General features: G+C 70.1%; 13 protein-coding genes and 1 pseudogene. 9 read left to right on the forward strand and 5 right to left on the reverse strand.

The genetic code is table 11. The features are described from left to right. Positions 1–318: 318 nt before the first annotated feature. A complete protein-coding gene (locus tag HA039_RS03985) occupies positions 319–771 on the reverse strand; it encodes a MarR family winged helix-turn-helix transcriptional regulator (RefSeq protein WP_243869118.1) in 453 nt (150 codons plus the stop codon). A gap of 57 nt (positions 772–828) precedes the next feature. Between HA039_RS03985 and HA039_RS03990 the strand changes: the two genes are divergently transcribed. The 7 genes from HA039_RS03990 to HA039_RS04020 all read left to right on the forward strand — a co-directional run bounded on the left by HA039_RS03990 (position 829) and on the right by HA039_RS04020 (position 9980). Then, complete coding sequence (locus HA039_RS03990) at positions 829–1698, forward strand: SDR family NAD(P)-dependent oxidoreductase (protein ID WP_243869120.1); 870 nt, start codon at positions 829–831, stop codon at positions 1696–1698. Positions 1699–1898: 200 nt separating this feature from the next. Continuing rightward, complete coding sequence (locus tag HA039_RS03995) at positions 1899–4130, forward strand: MMPL family transporter (RefSeq protein ID WP_167023834.1); 2232 nt, start codon at positions 1899–1901, stop codon at positions 4128–4130. Positions 4131–4275: 145 nt separating this feature from the next. Next, positions 4276–5598 (forward strand): sensor histidine kinase, encoded by a 1323-nt coding sequence (locus HA039_RS04000; protein ID WP_167023837.1) that lies wholly within the window; start codon positions 4276–4278, stop codon positions 5596–5598. Next, positions 5595–6284, forward strand: coding sequence for a response regulator (locus tag HA039_RS04005; RefSeq protein ID WP_167023840.1), 690 nt, complete (start codon positions 5595–5597; stop codon positions 6282–6284). Before HA039_RS04000 ends, HA039_RS04005 begins: the two co-directional genes overlap by 4 nt. A gap of 70 nt (positions 6285–6354) precedes the next feature. Next, entirely contained in the window at positions 6355–7623 is a 1269-nt protein-coding gene (locus HA039_RS04010; protein ID WP_167023843.1) for a metallophosphoesterase, read from the forward strand. A gap of 167 nt (positions 7624–7790) precedes the next feature. Then, positions 7791–8297, forward strand: a complete 507-nt coding sequence (locus HA039_RS04015) for a SigE family RNA polymerase sigma factor (protein ID WP_167023846.1) — start codon at positions 7791–7793, stop codon at positions 8295–8297. A 594-nt stretch (positions 8298–8891) separates the two neighbouring features. Further along, the gene (locus tag HA039_RS04020; protein WP_167036155.1) at positions 8892–9980 is read left to right on the forward strand and encodes a hypothetical protein; all 1089 of its coding nucleotides are present in this window, start codon (positions 8892–8894) and stop codon (positions 9978–9980) included. 150 nt (positions 9981–10130) lie between these two features. Here the strand turns inward: HA039_RS04020 and merB are convergent, their stop codons facing one another. Then, on the reverse strand, positions 10131–10829 hold the full coding sequence (merB, locus tag HA039_RS04025) for an organomercurial lyase (RefSeq protein ID WP_167023849.1): 699 nt from the start codon (positions 10827–10829) through the stop codon (positions 10131–10133). Positions 10830–10924: 95 nt separating this feature from the next. On the opposite strand from merB, the gene HA039_RS04030 reads away from it, so the two are divergent. Then, entirely contained in the window at positions 10925–11773 is an 849-nt protein-coding gene (locus HA039_RS04030) for an AraC family transcriptional regulator (protein WP_167023852.1), read from the forward strand. Positions 11774–12039: 266 nt separating this feature from the next. On the opposite strand, the gene HA039_RS04035 is transcribed toward HA039_RS04030, so the two are convergent. Continuing rightward, a complete protein-coding gene (locus HA039_RS04035; RefSeq protein WP_425086404.1) occupies positions 12040–13560 on the reverse strand; it encodes a GMC family oxidoreductase in 1521 nt (506 codons plus the stop codon). A 276-nt stretch (positions 13561–13836) separates the two neighbouring features. After that, entirely contained in the window at positions 13837–14505 is a 669-nt protein-coding gene (locus HA039_RS04040; RefSeq protein WP_167023858.1) for a CGNR zinc finger domain-containing protein, read from the reverse strand. Positions 14506–14919: 414 nt separating this feature from the next. On the opposite strand from HA039_RS04040, the pseudogene HA039_RS34575 reads away from it, so the two are divergent. Continuing rightward, positions 14920–15003, forward strand: a pseudogene (locus HA039_RS34575) (hypothetical protein); the annotation flags it as partial. Between the two features lie 34 nt (positions 15004–15037). On the opposite strand, the gene HA039_RS33770 reads toward HA039_RS34575, so the two are convergent. After that, positions 15038–15463 carry a hypothetical protein gene (locus HA039_RS33770; RefSeq protein WP_243869122.1) on the reverse strand — a complete coding sequence of 142 codons (426 nt, stop codon included), beginning with the start codon at positions 15461–15463 and terminating at the stop codon, positions 15038–15040. Positions 15464–15590: the final 127 nt, after the last annotated feature.

Genomic DNA, 15590 nt, shown 5'->3' on the forward strand with positions numbered 1-15590 from the left:
CGGGCCGATAGCGACGCTTACCGTGGTCAAGTTGTACGTACGCGATGTTCCCGGCCCGAGTCCGCCCGCAGGGTCCGACGCCGATGTCCTCACCACACCCCCGGAGCAGATCACCGAGTACCCCCATCTCGGGGAACTCGGGGGCTGGAACGGGTGGCGGACGGCCGACTCCGGGGCGGAGGCCACGGACAGCTCGGACGCGCCCTGGCGGCGTGGGCCGACAGTGTGCCGTTCCTCGCGCGCGGACGCGTCGAGGACGAGCGGACCGGGTTGGGCGAGGCCAGGCGCTTCCTTCTCGCGGGACGCCCTGCCCCTCGGTCACTCGTTGTCCGGGTCCTGATCGAGCAGGGCGAGCAGCGCGTCGAGTTCGGACAGGCGCGGGATGTCGAGCGAGCCGAAGAGGTCACTCAGTATCCGCGTACCGGCGCGCTCCCCCGACACCAGTGCCGCACGCCCTTCGGCCGTTACGGAGACCGTCTTGCGGCGGCGGTCCCCGGGGTCGACGGTCCGCGCGATCAGGCCGGCCCGTTCCAGGGCTTCCACTGTCTGGCTGACGGATCGCGGTGCCTGTCCGAGGAGTGCGGCGAGCTCGGCCTGGTGCAGTGCGCCGTGTCCGGCGAGCAGGCGCAGGACCTTGGCGCGCGACAGGGACAAGCCGGCGGCCGACATGTGCTGGTCGACCTTCTCGCGTACCCGGTAGGCGACGGACAGGAAACGCAGGCCCACCTGCTCGGGGGCGATGGCGCCGGGCCTTGCCTCGTACTCACTCATGGTGTCGGGTATCGTCCCACAGGATATTAATGAGGTACCTCACGAATGGAGTGCGTGATGGATCGTCCCGTCGCGGTGATCACCGGCGCCACCTCCGGGCTGGGGCGAGTCGCCGCCCTCGAACTCGCGGGCCGCGGCTACCGCGTCGGCGTGGTGGCCCGCTCCCGGTCCAAGGCGGACGCGCTCCTCGGTGAGCTTCGCGGGAAGGCCGCGGATGTGCGGGCCGACGTCTTCCATGCGGACCTGGGACTCGTCGCGCAGGCGCGCGGGGTGGGCGAGGAGATCGCGGCGCGGTATCCGCGTCTGGACGTGCTGGTCAACAACGCGGGAGTGCACGCGTTCTCCCAGCGCGTCACCGTCGAGGGCTTCGCCGAGATGACCGCGGTCAACTACCTGGGCCCCTTCGTGCTGACGCAGACCCTGACGGACACACTCCTGGCGTCCGGCCCGGCACGGATCGTCAACGTCGCCTCCGAGGCCGCGCGGCAGGCCACGTCCGTGTCGCCAGGACCGGATCTCCGCAGCACCGAGCCCTACACGCGGAGGGAATCCATGGCGCTGTACGGGCGGACGAAGCTGATGACCATCATGTGGACCCAGGAGCTGGCCCGGCGGCTGGCCTCCTCGGAGGTCACGGTGAACTGCTGCGACCCCGGGTTCAACACCACCGGTCTGGGCCGGGACCTGCCCGGTGCGGGGGTGCTGCGGCGTGTACTGGAAGCGCTGAGCGTGGGCGACCCCCGCAAGGGCGCCGGGATCATCGTGCGCCTGGCGACCTCTCCGGCTCTGGCGCACACCACCGGAGGCTACTTCTCCGTACGCGACGCCGCGGTCCTGGCGTGCCCGGAGCCCGGGCGGAGCGAGCGCGTACAAGAAGAGTTGTGGGCGGAAACGGTGACACTGCTCTCCGGGCTCGACGCGCGGTAGGCCGGCGGCACGCTTGTCAGCCCCGGCACGAACGCCGCCGGTACGGCCGTACCGGCGACAGGCGGTACCACGGTGCCGGTCCCCCGCCCATGGGGTCCCGTGGTAGCTCCCCCCAGGAGTCTCCGCTTCCTAAGTTCAGTCCAGGGGCTTTCCCGACCCGTCTCGCGCGACCTTTCTTCTCCTGGTGGGAGTACTTCTTCGTGGCCACTTTCCTCTACCGCCTGGGCCGGCTCGCCTTCCGGCGACGCCGCTTCGTCCTGCTGATATGGATCGCCGTCCTCGCGGCCGTCGGTATCGGTGCCGGCAGTGTGTCGGGCAGCACGACGGACAACTTCACCCTGCCGGGCACGCAGTCCCAACAGGCCATCGACCTGCTGGAGAAGGAGTTTCCCCAGGCGTCGGCCTCCGGCGCCACGGCCCGCGTCGTCTTCGAGGCCCCGGACGGGCGGAGCCTCGCCTCCTCACCGCACAAGGCCGCGGTAGACGCCCTGGTCGCCGCCCTGAAGAAGGCGCCGCACGTCGCGACGGTGTCGGACCCCTTCACCAGCGGCCTGGTGAGCGGGTCGGGCACGATCGCCTACGCCCAGGTCACCTACGCCGTGCCGCCGGCCGACGTCACCCCGGCCGTGTCCGACGCCCTGCGTGACATCGCCGAGCGGGGCGAACGCGCCGGGCTGACGGTCAGCCTGGGCGGCAACGCCGTACTGGACGAGGAGGGAAGCCGCGCTGCCGAGCTGATCGGCCTGGTGGTCGCGGCGTTCGTCCTGGTGATCACGTTCGGATCCGTCGTCGCGGCAGGGCTGCCGCTCCTGTCCGCGATATTCGGCGTGGGTGTCGCCCTCAGCGCCATCACCATCGTGTCGTCGTTCGTCGACATGGCGTCCAACGCCCGGACCCTGGCCCTGATGCTCGGCCTGGCGGTAGCCATCGACTACGCCTTGTTCATCGTCTCCCGCTACCGCGGTGAACTGCGGAACGGGCACGCGCCGGAGGAAGCCGCCGGCCGGGCGCTGGGAACCGCCGGCTCGGCGGTGGTCTTCGCCGGCCTGACGGTGATCGTCGCGCTGGCCGGCCTGAGCGTCATCGGCATCCAGATGCTGACCGCGATGGGTCTGGCCGCCGCCTTCGCCGTCACCGTCGCCGTCCTGGTCGCGCTGACCTTGCTCCCCGCCACCCTGGGCTTCACCGGCACCCGCCTGGTGAACGGCCGATTCGGCACCCGCCGGACGAAGGTCGTGGAAGGCGGCCGACGCGTCACCCTGGGGGTGCGGTGGGGGTCGTTCGTCACTCGCCACCCATGGAAGGCACTTCTCGCTTCCGTGGTGAGCCTGGGAGTGCTGGCGATCCCCGCCCTCTCCCTGCGGCTGACACTGCCCGACGACAGCATGGCTTCTCCCGGCAGCACCCAGCGGGTCGCGTACGACACACTCAGCAAGGGATTCGGACCCGGGTTCAGTGGGCCGCTGACCGTTGTCGTCGACGCGCGGACCAGTGACGACCCGGAGGCCGCCGCCGAAGACATCTCCCGCATGCTGGACCGGCTCGACGATGTGGCCGCCGTACGCCCCGCCGTCTTCAACCGGGCCGGCGATGTCGCGCTGATCAGCGTCGTCCCGGACAGTTCGCCCACCAGCGAGGCCACCGTCGACCTGGTCGCCGACATCCGCGACCGCAGCGGCGCGCTGGAGAAGGCCGGTGGTGCCCAGCTGATGGTCACGGGCACGACCGCCGTCAACATCGACGTCTCCGGCAAGCTCGGCGACGCCATGGTCCCCTACCTCGCCGTCGTCGTCGGCCTCGCCCTGCTTCTCCTGCTCCTGGTGTTCCGGTCGGTCCTGATTCCCGTCAAGGCGGCCCTCGGCTTCCTCCTCAGCGTGGCCGCCACCCTCGGCGTCCTGGTCGCCGTCTTCCAATGGGGTTGGCTGAAGGGCCTGTTCGGCGTCGACGAGACCGCCCCCGTCGTCAGCCTCCTGCCGATCCTGCTGATCGGTGTCGTCTTCGGACTCGCCATGGATTACGAGGTCTTCCTCGTTTCCCGGATGAGAGAGGAGTACGTCCACGGCGCCACCCCCACGGAGGCGATCCTCGCCGGCTTCCGGCACAACGCCCGCGTGGTCACGGCCGCCGCCGTCATCATGATCTCCGTGTTCGGGGGCTTCCTCCTCGACGACGTGGCCCTGGTCAAGTCGATCGGCATGGGGCTCGCCTCCGCCGTCCTCTTCGACGCCTTCGTGGTCCGCATGACGATCGTCCCCGCCCTGATGACCCTGCTCGGCCACCGCGCCTGGGCCCTGCCCGCCTGGCTCGACCGCGTCCTGCCCGACGTCGACGTCGAAGGCCAGAAGCTGCGCGACACCCTGGCGGCGCGCGACGAGGACGCGGGTACCCCGGCCCGGAGCCCCCACGAACCCACCGCCACACCGGTCGGATAGGACGGCGCACCACCCGCGCGCATCACCCGCTCGCCTCACGCGCCCACACAACACGCCCATGGCCGACGCCCGCCCGCCGACCCGATTCCCCGCGGCCGGCGGGCGGGCCGGCAGTCCGATGCCCGGAGACGAAGGGCGCCTCACCATGACAACACCGAGCACAGCCACCCCCTCGGAAACCGACGACCCCCGCGCCTCCCGGTTGCCCCGAGCCCTGACGAGCGACCCGGGCCAGCGCGTCACCGTCTCCATCATCACCGGCCTGGTCACCTGGCGCGTGACCGATCAGGCCCACCCCCAGCTGCGCCGGTGGGCCGTACCGGTCTTCTGCGCCGCACTCGGACTGCCCTCGCTGCTCAATCCCACCAACCGCGCCCACCTTCCGGCCGAGCTCGCCCTCACCCTCGCCTTCACGCTGCCACTGCTGTGGCGCGAGAAACGACCCGGGCTCGTGTTCGCCGTCACCACCCTCGCCTCGGTCGCCGCCTTGCAGTTGAACATCCTCAACGGTGCCGATGCCGCGCGCATCGTGGCGCTCTACAACGTGGGCCGGTACGGCACTCCCCGCCAGCTGGCCACGGCCTGCGCGATCACCGCAACCCAACTCGTGCTCTGGGCCTCCGTCTTCTGGAACAGCGGGCACCTCCAGCACGCGAAACGACCGGAGATGGTGACCGTACTGGCGATGCTGGCCGTGACCGCGTGCGCCGGCATCGCCATCACCGGCCGCCTCGCGAAGGCGTACATCGTCGCTCTGGAAACCGAGCGGAACCAACAGGCGCGACTCGCCGCCACGCACGAACGCGCCCGGGTCTCCCGCGAGATGCACGACGTACTGGGCCACACGCTCGCCGTCATCATCGGCCTCGCCGACGGGGCCGCGGCCCTGGCCAGAACCCAACCGGACCGGTCGGCGGACACGTTGCGCATCATCGCCGACAGCGGTCGTGGCGCACTGGCCGAGCTACGGCGCCTGCTCACCGTCATGGACGAGCGGCAGGGACCGCACGACGGCGCCACTCCTCTCACCCCTCAGCCGGGTCTGGCCGACCTCGACAGCCTGCTGGACCGCGTCAGGGCCGCGGGCCCGACCGCCACCCGGCACACCGAGGGAGAACTCGCCCGACTGACCCCGGGACTGCAACTCACCGTCTACCGCATCGTCCAGGAGGCGCTGACCAACACCCTCAAGCACGCCGCGCCGGACACCGTCGTCACCGTCAGCCTCCTCGCCCGCACGGACACCGTACGTGTGACCGTCGAGGACACCGGTCCCCCGCGCTCCGCACCCGCGCGGTTCGAGGGGAGCGGCGGCGGTCAAGGTCTGCTCGGGATGCGGGAACGCGCCGCCCTCTATCAGGGACGCATCACCGCCGGCCCCACCGAGGGCGGCGGTTGGAGCGTCGACACCGTCCTCACCCTGCCCCGCACGATCCCGGCCCCTTCCACGGAGAACCTCCCCGCATGACCACCGTCCTCATCGTCGACGACCAGACACTGCAACGCCTCGGTTTCCGCATGCTGTTGGAGGCCCAGCCCGACATGACCGTCGTCGGTGAAGCGGCGCAGGGTCACGACGCCGTCCGGATGACCGCCGAACTCCGCCCCGATGTCGTCCTCATGGACATCCGCATGCCGGGCATGAACGGCATCGAGGCCACCCGCCACATCGTCGACTCGGGCGGCCGTTCCCGTGTCCTGGTGCTGACCACCTTCGACCTCGACGAGTACGCCTACGAAGCCCTGCGCGCCGGCGCCGCCGGCTTCTTCCTCAAGGACGCCCGCCCCGAGGAACTCGTGGTGGGCATCAAAACGGTGGCCGCTGGGGACTCAGTGGTCTCCCCCGGACTCACCCGCAGGCTCATCGACGCGTTCACCGCACGTCACGCCGAGCTGAACTCGGGGCAGTTGTCCCACCCTCTCGAGCTCACGCCCCGCCAGCGAGACCAGTTGGAGAACCTCACGCACCGCGAACGCGAAGTGCTCTCGGCGGTCGCCACAGGCAGGACGAACCCGGAGATCGCCGTACACCTCCATCTGGCCGAGTCCACCGTCAAGTCCCATGTCAGCCGCGTTCTCGCCAAGATCAACGCCCGCGACCGCGTCCAGGCCGTCATCTTCGCCTACGACGTCGGCCTCGTTCACCCCGCCTGATCCAGGAGATCCCGCTGAACACCGATGCCCTGAGCCTCGAAGGCCCGGACACCCACACCACGGAGGCGGCATGAGCGACACAGCCCAACAGGGCGTCATCGCGGCCGCGAGCCTGCTCATAGCGGCCGTCGCCCACCGGTACCTGTACCTCCGGCTGGTCAGGGACGTCACCGCCTCGGCCCGGTGGCGCGGTGCCGGGCGGGCGACAGGCGTCGTGCTCACCCTGCTCGTTCCCACCGGTGTGGTGGCGGCCCAGTACGCCGATCCCACCACGATCGCCTGGCTCACCTGGCCCGCGTTCGCCTGGGTGGGCTGCGCCGCCTACCTCCTGATGATCCTGGCGGTGCTGGAGATCCCGCGACGCGTCCTCACCCGGACGCTCGGCCGGCGTGCGAGCGGAAACCCGGCCACGTCACAAAGCGCCCGCCGGAACGGGACCGGCGGCGCGGCCCGCCCGGTGCGGTCCGAATCGACTGCGCCGGCCTCCGTCCCCGGCCCGTCGTGGGCCGCCGACCGGCGCACACTGCTGGCCCGTTCGGTGGCGCTGCTCGCCACCGGCACCGCCGTCGCCACGACCGGTTACGGTTTCCGGCGCGGACTAGGACCGCCCGACGTCAGGACCGTACGCGTGGGGCTGCGCCGGCTCCACCCCTCGCTCACCGGCCTGCGCATCACCATGGCGAGCGATCTCCATCTCGGTCCCTTCTTCGGCCGTGACCACACCGCACGCCTGGTCCGCATGATCAATGACACGTCTCCCCACCTGGTCGCGATCGTCGGCGATCTGTCCGACGGCAGGGCCGATGACCTCGGCCCCCACGCAGAGCCACTGGCACGGCTGAACTCCACCCACGGCGCCTACTTCGTCACCGGCAACCACGACTACCGTCACGACGTCGACGCCTGGATCGGCGCGCTCGCCGGCTTCGGCGTGACGACGCTGCGCAACACACGCACACCCATCGAGCACCGCTCCGGTGTCATCGACCTCGCCGGCGTCACGGACGTGGAAGGCGAACGGGAGCACGACGCCCCGGACTACGACCGGGCACTCGGCGGCCGGGACTCCTCCCGTCCTGTTGTCCTCCTGGCCCACCAGCCCGCCCAGGTCCATCAGGCGGCTCGTCACGGGGTGGACCTGCAACTGTCCGGCCACACGCACGGCGGAGCGTTCTTCCCCGGGAACCTCCTGGTCCCCCTCTCGCAGCCGGTCACGGCGGGACTGGCCACCATCGGCGGCACTCAGCTCTACGTGTCCCGGGGAGCGGGAGCCTCGCTACCGCCCATGCGGGTGGGGGCACCGCCAGACATCACCGTGGTCGAACTCCACGCGCGGTGAGGAAAGTGGCCGAATGAGCCGAGTGAGCCGGGTGACTGGACAGGCGACGAAACCCCCGCCGACGCCGGGACGCCGCTGTGCATGTGATCCGCGTCTCACGTGTCAACCGGTTGGATCCCCCGGCGCGTAGAGGTAACAGAAATCGAACTTGCTGCGAGGAGCCACTGTTGACTGAGGAGGAGTTCACCGAGTTCTACGCCCACTCGGTCAATCGGCTCATCGGACAGTTGTACGTGATGACGGGAGATCTGCACGAGGCCCAGGACGTGGTTCACGAGGCTTTCGTACGCGCCTGGGGCGATCACCGGCACCTCTCGGTCGACAAGGCGCCCGAGGCGTGGATACGGACGGTGGCGTGGAGGCTGGCGGTCAGCCGATGGCGACGGGTACGCGGGGGGCGTCACGCCTGGATCAGGCGCGCCGACATGACCACAGTGCCTGAACCCGGGACGGCCGCGGTCGATCTGGCCACCGCCCTTCGCTCGCTCCCGACGCGCCAGCGTCTGTGCGCCGCGCTGTTCTACGTGTGCGACCTGCCGGTCGAGCAGATCGCCGCCGAGACCGGGATGGCCGTCGGGACTGTGAAGACGCATCTTTCGAGAGCTCGGGCAGCGCTCGCCGGCTCGCTCGCCGAACACTCGAACCGGGAGGACCGAAGTGACCGACGCCGATGACGCGGTGGAGAAGTCCCTGCGCGCGGCCGCGAGAGCGGCCGCCCGGCACGCGGCTCCCGCCGACGTGCGGGTGATCATGAAGGCGGGACGCCGTCGCCGTCGGAACAGGGCTGTCGCCGCGGGTGCGAGTGTTCTTGGACTGACCGGTGCCGTAGTGGCTGCGGTCCTCCTGGCGAGCGGTGCTCCCGACCCGGCTGTGCCCGCCACCACGCCCTCTGTCACCTCGCCCTCGGTTCCGGCCGATTCCCTTCCCCCGACGCCGGCCTCACCGCGAAGCGGGACCGCGGGGGACTCGATGTCGACGGAAACACCCAGTCGTGGAAGCTCGGAGGACCCGACGGCCCGAGAACCCTCGCACGTGGGCGGCGCCACCCGAGCCGCCCCGTACACACTCGTCCCGTACGTACGGCGATCGGCGCCGAACCGGTGACTCCGATCAGCACCGAAGAAGCGGAGTCGGTCGCGTGCGGTTCCGCGACGGTGGCGACCGTACCGCTCCCTCGGCAGGCCCAGTTCGTTCGCCGCCTCGCGGACTCAGCCGTCCGTCCGTCCCGCACGCATCTTCGCCGGGCCCGTCGTCACCTCTGGCCCGTGATGGTGGTGTACGCCGGGGCCGCGACGCTTCACCTGGTGGCCCTCGCCGTGATGAGACCGCCCGGCGGTGCGGGAATCCGGGACCGGCTCCTCGCCTGGGACGGGCAGTGGTATTCCATGATCGCGGCCAAGGGCTATCCCGACGCCTTCACCTACACCCCTGACGGCCGCCTGACCGGTAACAACCTGGCGTTCTTCCCCCTGTTTCCGGCGCTGGCCCGCACCGTTCACCGCTTGACCGGCCTGGACCAGGACACCGCCACGATCGTGGCCGCCCACCTCGCCCTGGTCGCGGCCCTCTTCATGGTCCACCTGCTGCTGACCCGGCTCCACGGACAACGTGCGGCCACGATCGCCCTCGTTCTCCTGACCGCGGCACAGCCCATGTCCATCGCTTTCTTCATGGCGTACAGCGAGTCGTTGTTCCTCGCCCTGGCCATCGGCGCACTCCTGGCCGCCCACCGGAAGGCGTGGCTCACGGCGGGTGTTCTGGCCCTGCTCGCGGGCCTCACCCGGCCGGCCGCCGTGGCCGTCGCAGCTGCTTTGGTCACCGCCGCGGTCATGCATCTCGTCCAGGCACGCCGACTGATGTGGCGGCCCGTTGCCGCCGTGGGGCTGGCGTGCGCCGGCACTCCGTCGTACCTGTGGTGGGTAGGACACCGGGTCGGCCGTCCGGACGCGTGGTTCGTGATACAGCGGGCCGGCTGGGGCACGCGCTGGGACGACGGCGCGTCCTTCGGCCGCTACCTCGGGTACGCCCTGAGCAAGGCTGATCAGTGGATAGCCGTCAGCACGGCAGTCCTTCTCCTTTCCCTCACCGCCGCCGCGCTTCTCGCCTGTTGGCAGCACACCACCTGGCCGCCCCTGCTCGTCCACGGAATGGGCGTGCTCGTCCTCACCTTCGGACAGAGCAACTACTACCACTCGAAACTTCGGCTGCTGATTCCCTGCGTGATCTTTCTGCTCCCCATCGCGTCGGGGCTCGCCCGTGCGCGGACGAGCACGGTGGTCACCGTCCTGCTCCTGACTTCGGCTTTCGGCTGCTGGTACGGCGCGTACATGCTCACGACCTGGCATTACGGCGTCTGAGCCGGAGATTCGAGCCCGCCGGTGGGAGCGGACGCCCGACCTGGCGCATCAGGGCCCCCGAAGGACGCGTCCGGGGTGGTCGCGCGGATCGCGTCGATCGTGGTGTGTGGCGTAGACCGTGACGCCGCGGGACCTGCCTGGCGAATACCTTCAGTCGGGCAGTCCCCAGAAGGGCCCGTGCAACCCGACCTCGGCGAAGTAGGCCGCGGCCGAGACGGGGTCGCGGCGGACGTACCCGCGTTCCATGCGTCCGGCGTACCAGCCGCGGGCGAGTCGCCAGAGAGTGGGCAGGTCCATCACGTAACCGCGGGGCCGCCCCGTGGCCTCCAGCCAGGAGTCGACGCAGTCGGGTGAGCAGAACAGGCGCTGGTGGGCGCAGCTGTGGACGACGTCGTCCCAGATATGGGCGGCGGGGGTGAGGAAGTGTGCCACCTGTACGCCCTCCGGCGGTGCTTGGCGGCCGACCACCCAGGCGTGGGGGGTGTCGCAGGCGGGGCAGCGGGTGGCGACCAGGACGTCGGGTTCTCCCGTGAGGAGGTGGGGAAGGGCGAAGGAGTCCCACGCGCACCCTCCCCACCACAGGGTGTCCCGGCCCATGACGGAGAAGCCGAGCGGGACGGTCGCGAAAGGGTGCGCCATGACGACTCGGTCGTGATCCTCGGGGTCGAGGACCACGTCGCGGTGCGCGTGGAGGTCCTCCAGCGCCCGGCGGGCCTCGCCGGGCGTGACACCGGCCGCGCCGGCCAGGTCCTGGGGGGTGGGGGCGGCGCCGGTACGGGCGAAGTGCGCGTAGAGGGCGACCCTCACCTCTTCGGTCCGGGCCGCCCGGGACACGGCGGATCCATTCATGGCGGGTGCTCCTGAGGTACGTACTGACGGGTGCGCGCCCCAGCCTGCGGCCCGGGAGGCTGGAAGTCTTGAACGCTGGTGCGCACACTGGAGACATGTCGTCCGTCCCCGCCGAGCGAGCCGCCTACTGGCGGGTGGACGGCCTGGGGCTGGAGGCGATGGGGGCGCGCTTCCATCACTTCGCGTACCCGACACACTCCCACGACACCTACGCGTTCGGGGTCACCGACCAGGGGGCGCAGTCCTTCCTCTGCCGGGGTGAACGCGCGACGAGTGCCCAGGGGCACGTCATGGCCTTCAACCCCGACGACCCCCACGACGGGTACGCCGCAGCGGACGGCGGCTACCGCTACCGCATGCTGCACATCCCCGAACACCTCGTCCGGGACGTGCTCGCGGACACCGCCGGGGCCAGGGCGGGGCTGCCGCTCTTCTCCCGGCCCGTCGTGAACGATCCCGCCCTGGCACGCACCCTGGTCCGCCTGCACCGGGCGATCGTGGACCGCGAACCCCGGCTCGTCGTCGACGAGCGGCTCACCGCGGCCGTGATCGGCATGACCGGCCACGCCACCGCGGGCCCCGCCCGCCGCGCCCAGGAGCACGGCCGGGCCGGCACTGCCGCCACCCGCGCCCGCGCCCTCCTTGAGGAACGCTTCACCGAGAACGTCGGCGCCGACGAACTCGCCGCGGCCGCGGGATGCAGCCGCTACGCCCTCTACCGCGGCTTCCACGCCGCGTACGGCCTCGCCCCCAGCGACTACCAACGCGACCTGCGGCTGCGCCGCGCCCGAAGCCTGCTGGCGGCGGGTCTGGCACCGTCCGCGGCGGCGGCATCCGCGGGCTTCGCCGACCAGGCCCACCTCTCCAGGTGGTTCACCCGCACCTACGGCATCCCTCCCGGCGCATACCACCGGGCCGACGGCACACCCCGCCCCCCGCCTTGACCGACCAGACGAATCAACACCAGCACAGAACAAGCAGGTTGCGCGGTGCACGGACCTCGGAGCCCTGGTGTGCCTCGCTGTCGGTCGGGCTGAGCGAGGTGTCGTCGAAGGACACGTCGACCGCATCAAGATGCTCAAGAGGCAGATGTTCGGTCGCGCAGCCTCCGGCCTCTGCGGACGCGCGTCTCCTCACCTGACGGACAGTCACAGCGCCACGGCAGTTGGGCCGGAACCGTAACCCGTAAACAACGCCGGCCTCCTGATCCTCACTCACCCATGAGGATCGACGCACCACGTTCGGCGATGGCGTAGACGGTCGCGTTGGTGTTGGCGGAGACGATGGTGGGCATGACGGAGGCGTCGATCACTCGGAGCGCTTCGATGCCGCGGACCCGTAGTGCTGTGTCGACGACGGCCATGTCATCGGTGCCCATACGGCAGGTACCCACCTGGTGGGAGTACGTACGCAGGCTCTTCCGCAGGTAGTCGTGGACGTGTTCCGTGCCCTGCACGCCGGGTCCCGGTAGCGATTCCTCGTAGCGCCAGGGCGCCAGAGCCCGGGACGTCCCGATGGCCCTCGCGACGCGCAGGCCGGCGGTCATCACGGTCAGGTCGTGCGGGTGGCTGTAGTAGTTGGGGTCGAGGAACGGGGGTGTCGTAGGTCCGTTGGTGGCCAGCCGGATCCGGCCTCGGCTGCGCGGGGTGACCACGGAGAAGGCGATGGAGTAGCCCTGGCCGGGGATGGGGAGGTCGGGTGGCAGCGGCGGCGCGAAGTAGGGAATCTCCACCAACTGGACCTGGAGATCCGGTGCTCCCGCGGACTCGTCGCTGTGGATCAGACCGATCACCTCGGCATGGTTCGCGTCCGTCGCCGGAATGGGTGACGCCGCGCTGTAGACCACCGTCGACCGGGGATGGTCCTGAAGGTTCTCGCCGACCCCGGGCAGGTCCAGGACCGGAGTGATACCGACTCCGCGCAGATGGGGTGCGGGTCCGATGCCGGACAGCATCAGCAACTGGGCGGAGCCGACCGTACCCGCGCTGAGTACCACTTCTCCTCGGCACCGGGCCTGGAGGACCTCGGTGCCCACGCCGTACTCGACTCCGGCGCAGCGCTCGCCCTCCAGCAGTACACGCCGCGCCACCGCTCCGGTGACAACCTCCAGATTCGGCCTGTTGAGTGCCGGGAAGAGATACGCGTCCGCGGCGCTCTGCCTACGCCCTTGCACGATGTTCAGGTCCGACCAGCCGAAGCCGGTCTCCAGCCCGCTGTTGATGTCGGCCACCCTCGGGTAGCCGGCCTCCTCGGCGGCGAGGAGCGCCGCTTCGGCCAGCGGAAGATGGGATGGCGCGGGTCCTACGGTCAGAGGTCCCTCTGTGCCCCGTACGGCGGGATCCCGGCCGGTCGTCCGCTCGCTGCGGCGCATGAACGGCAGAAGGTCGTCGAACCCCCAGCCTTCCGCGCCCGCGTCCGGCCAGGCGTCATAGCTGGCGCGGTGTCCCCGGATGAAACACATCCCGTTGATGGCGGAAGAACCCCCGAGGACGCGACCCCGCGGCCAGGGAACGCTGGTGCCTGTCGAGGCCTGGACCACCGTTGAACCAGCCCAGTCGAGGCTGCTCCCCTGCAAGCTCCGAGTCCACGCCGCGGGATCACTCACAGCGTCCGTGGGCTGCCCGCCGGCTTCCAGGAGCAGCACATGCGCCGCGCCGCTCTCGGACAATCGCGCGGCCAGTACACAACCTGCCGTGCCGCCGCCTACGACGATGAAGTCGAAAGTCTTCATATAGGTCATATAGGTCACCTCGACCTCTCCGGGGAGAGGGATGTCTGACATAGCCATGCGGGCTGCGGTTACATGGCGTTTCGCTTGTCTGCGTAGTCCAGCAGGTCCTGGTACAAGTGACATCTTCGGCCAGATTGTGATTCACTCACCTACAAGAACAACGTAAGCACCATGGAAGTGCTTACGTCAAACGGGCGAGGTGCGCGTCTGGGTGGTCCGCCGGGGTCGGCTACAACCACCACCGCGACCACAGCGTATTCCCAGTCCAAGGCGCCCTTAAGGCAGGTCCGGCGCCTTGGCGGAGCGCTTGCGCGCGCGGGAGGCCCGGAGATTGCTGAGGTTTCCGCAGGTCTTGGTGTTGTGCCAGGCGCGGGATCGGTTCGGGGAGGAGTCGTAGAAGCAGGCGCCGCATTCGGGCCGGGCGCACGTCTTGAGACGGCCCCAGGTGCCGGCCGTCTGCGCCAACAGGATCTCCACCGCGATGAGCCCGGCGACGGCAGAGGCGCCGACACCCAGCGGCCGGTACGACACGCGGCCGTCCGAGGCGATGGTGAGCCGGACATCGGCGGCCCGCTCCAGGAAGCCGGGTTCTGCGGACAGGGCGAGGTTTCCGCTGCCGTCGCCCGCGCTGCGGCTGTACGACCTGTCGGTGGTCGCGCCGCCGGCGCTCGTGCTGGTGGCGCTCGCCCGGATGCGTTCGCGCAGTCCCTCGCGTAGTTCTCCGAGCCTCGCGAGATCGGATCTCTCCAGCTCCACCTCGGGGACCGGCGAGCCCGTCGCGTCCGCCCAGTCAGCGAGGGCCCGCCCCAACCAGGCCTGAGCTGCCTCGCTGTCGGCGAGGTGGTCGGAGCCGGGGTCTCCGGCTCTTTCGCGGAGCGTCGTGTTCACCAGGTCCTGGGCCAGCCGCAGCCCGGCGGGGGCAGGTACCAGATTGAAGCGTCCCACCGTTCGGTTCGCCACCTTCATCACGCCTCCGTACTCGCCGCCTCGGTGACGCCATCTTAACCCCAGTACCTCTGTCGATGCGGCGACCATGGCGGCTGCAAGCTCGCATCTCTCTCCAGCGTGACGCAACTAATGGAGCTGGAGCTACGTTGCTGCTGAGCAGTTCCCACGGAGTCGTCCCGGAGCGGCCGGTGTGGCTGGTCCACGCGCACACGGACCCGACGGTCGTGGCGACGCGCAGACGCGGATCGTCGCGCTGGGACTCCTTCTTGAGCGTGCGCAGAAATGGCATGACCGGGGTGGTACGGGAGTTGAGGGAGCCGGTACGCGACATCCGACCCCCGGCCCTGGACGACGGACTCGAAGCCGCGCCGGCCGTGCTTGCCGGTCGGCAACTCCTGGGGCGGCGCACTGGTGGCCCACTACATGGCCGCGCACCCCCAGCACATCGAGAAGGCCGCGGTCGGGTCCCCGGGAGTGATGTGGGCCCCCGCCTACGCCGCGAACGTCGGCGACCTGGTTCCCTGGAGCACTACGCGTTCGCGCCCGACGCGTTCTGCTCGTCCGTATAGGCCAGCAGGTCCTGGTACGCCTGCCCTTCGGGACGGTAGAAGCGGTCGGGGTCCGACTGCGCGCCGATCGCGGACTCGGCGAGCAGGCGGGAGAACGTGAGCGCCGCGGACAGCGGACGGTGGTTCACGACCACCGCGTCGATCTTGCCATCGGCGTTACGGCGCATCGTCGCGGTGGCCTTGATCGGCCGCCCGGCCACCACCGCCTCGTACTCCTCGACGTGATATTCACCCGCGTCGAAGCTGAAGTGGTCGACACGATCGCTGTAGAACTGGCTGACGACCGCCAACTGGGCCAGTACGGCCTCACGACCCTTGAGCACGGCGTTCATGACCGATCCCTCAAGGGTGACGTCCTCCGCCAGGTTGTCCGTGAACGATGACATCGCCTACCCCTCTCCTCGCATGTCCGTGACGCAATCATATTCACCACACCTATGTCGACTGCAAGGCCGACATAGGTCGGAGTCCAGCACATCCCGCCGGTTCCAAGCCCTCCTAGGGCCAGTCGCC

It is taken from the genome of Streptomyces liangshanensis (genome assembly GCF_011694815.1).
GTDB classification, from domain to species: domain Bacteria; phylum Actinomycetota; class Actinomycetes; order Streptomycetales; family Streptomycetaceae; genus Streptomyces; species Streptomyces liangshanensis.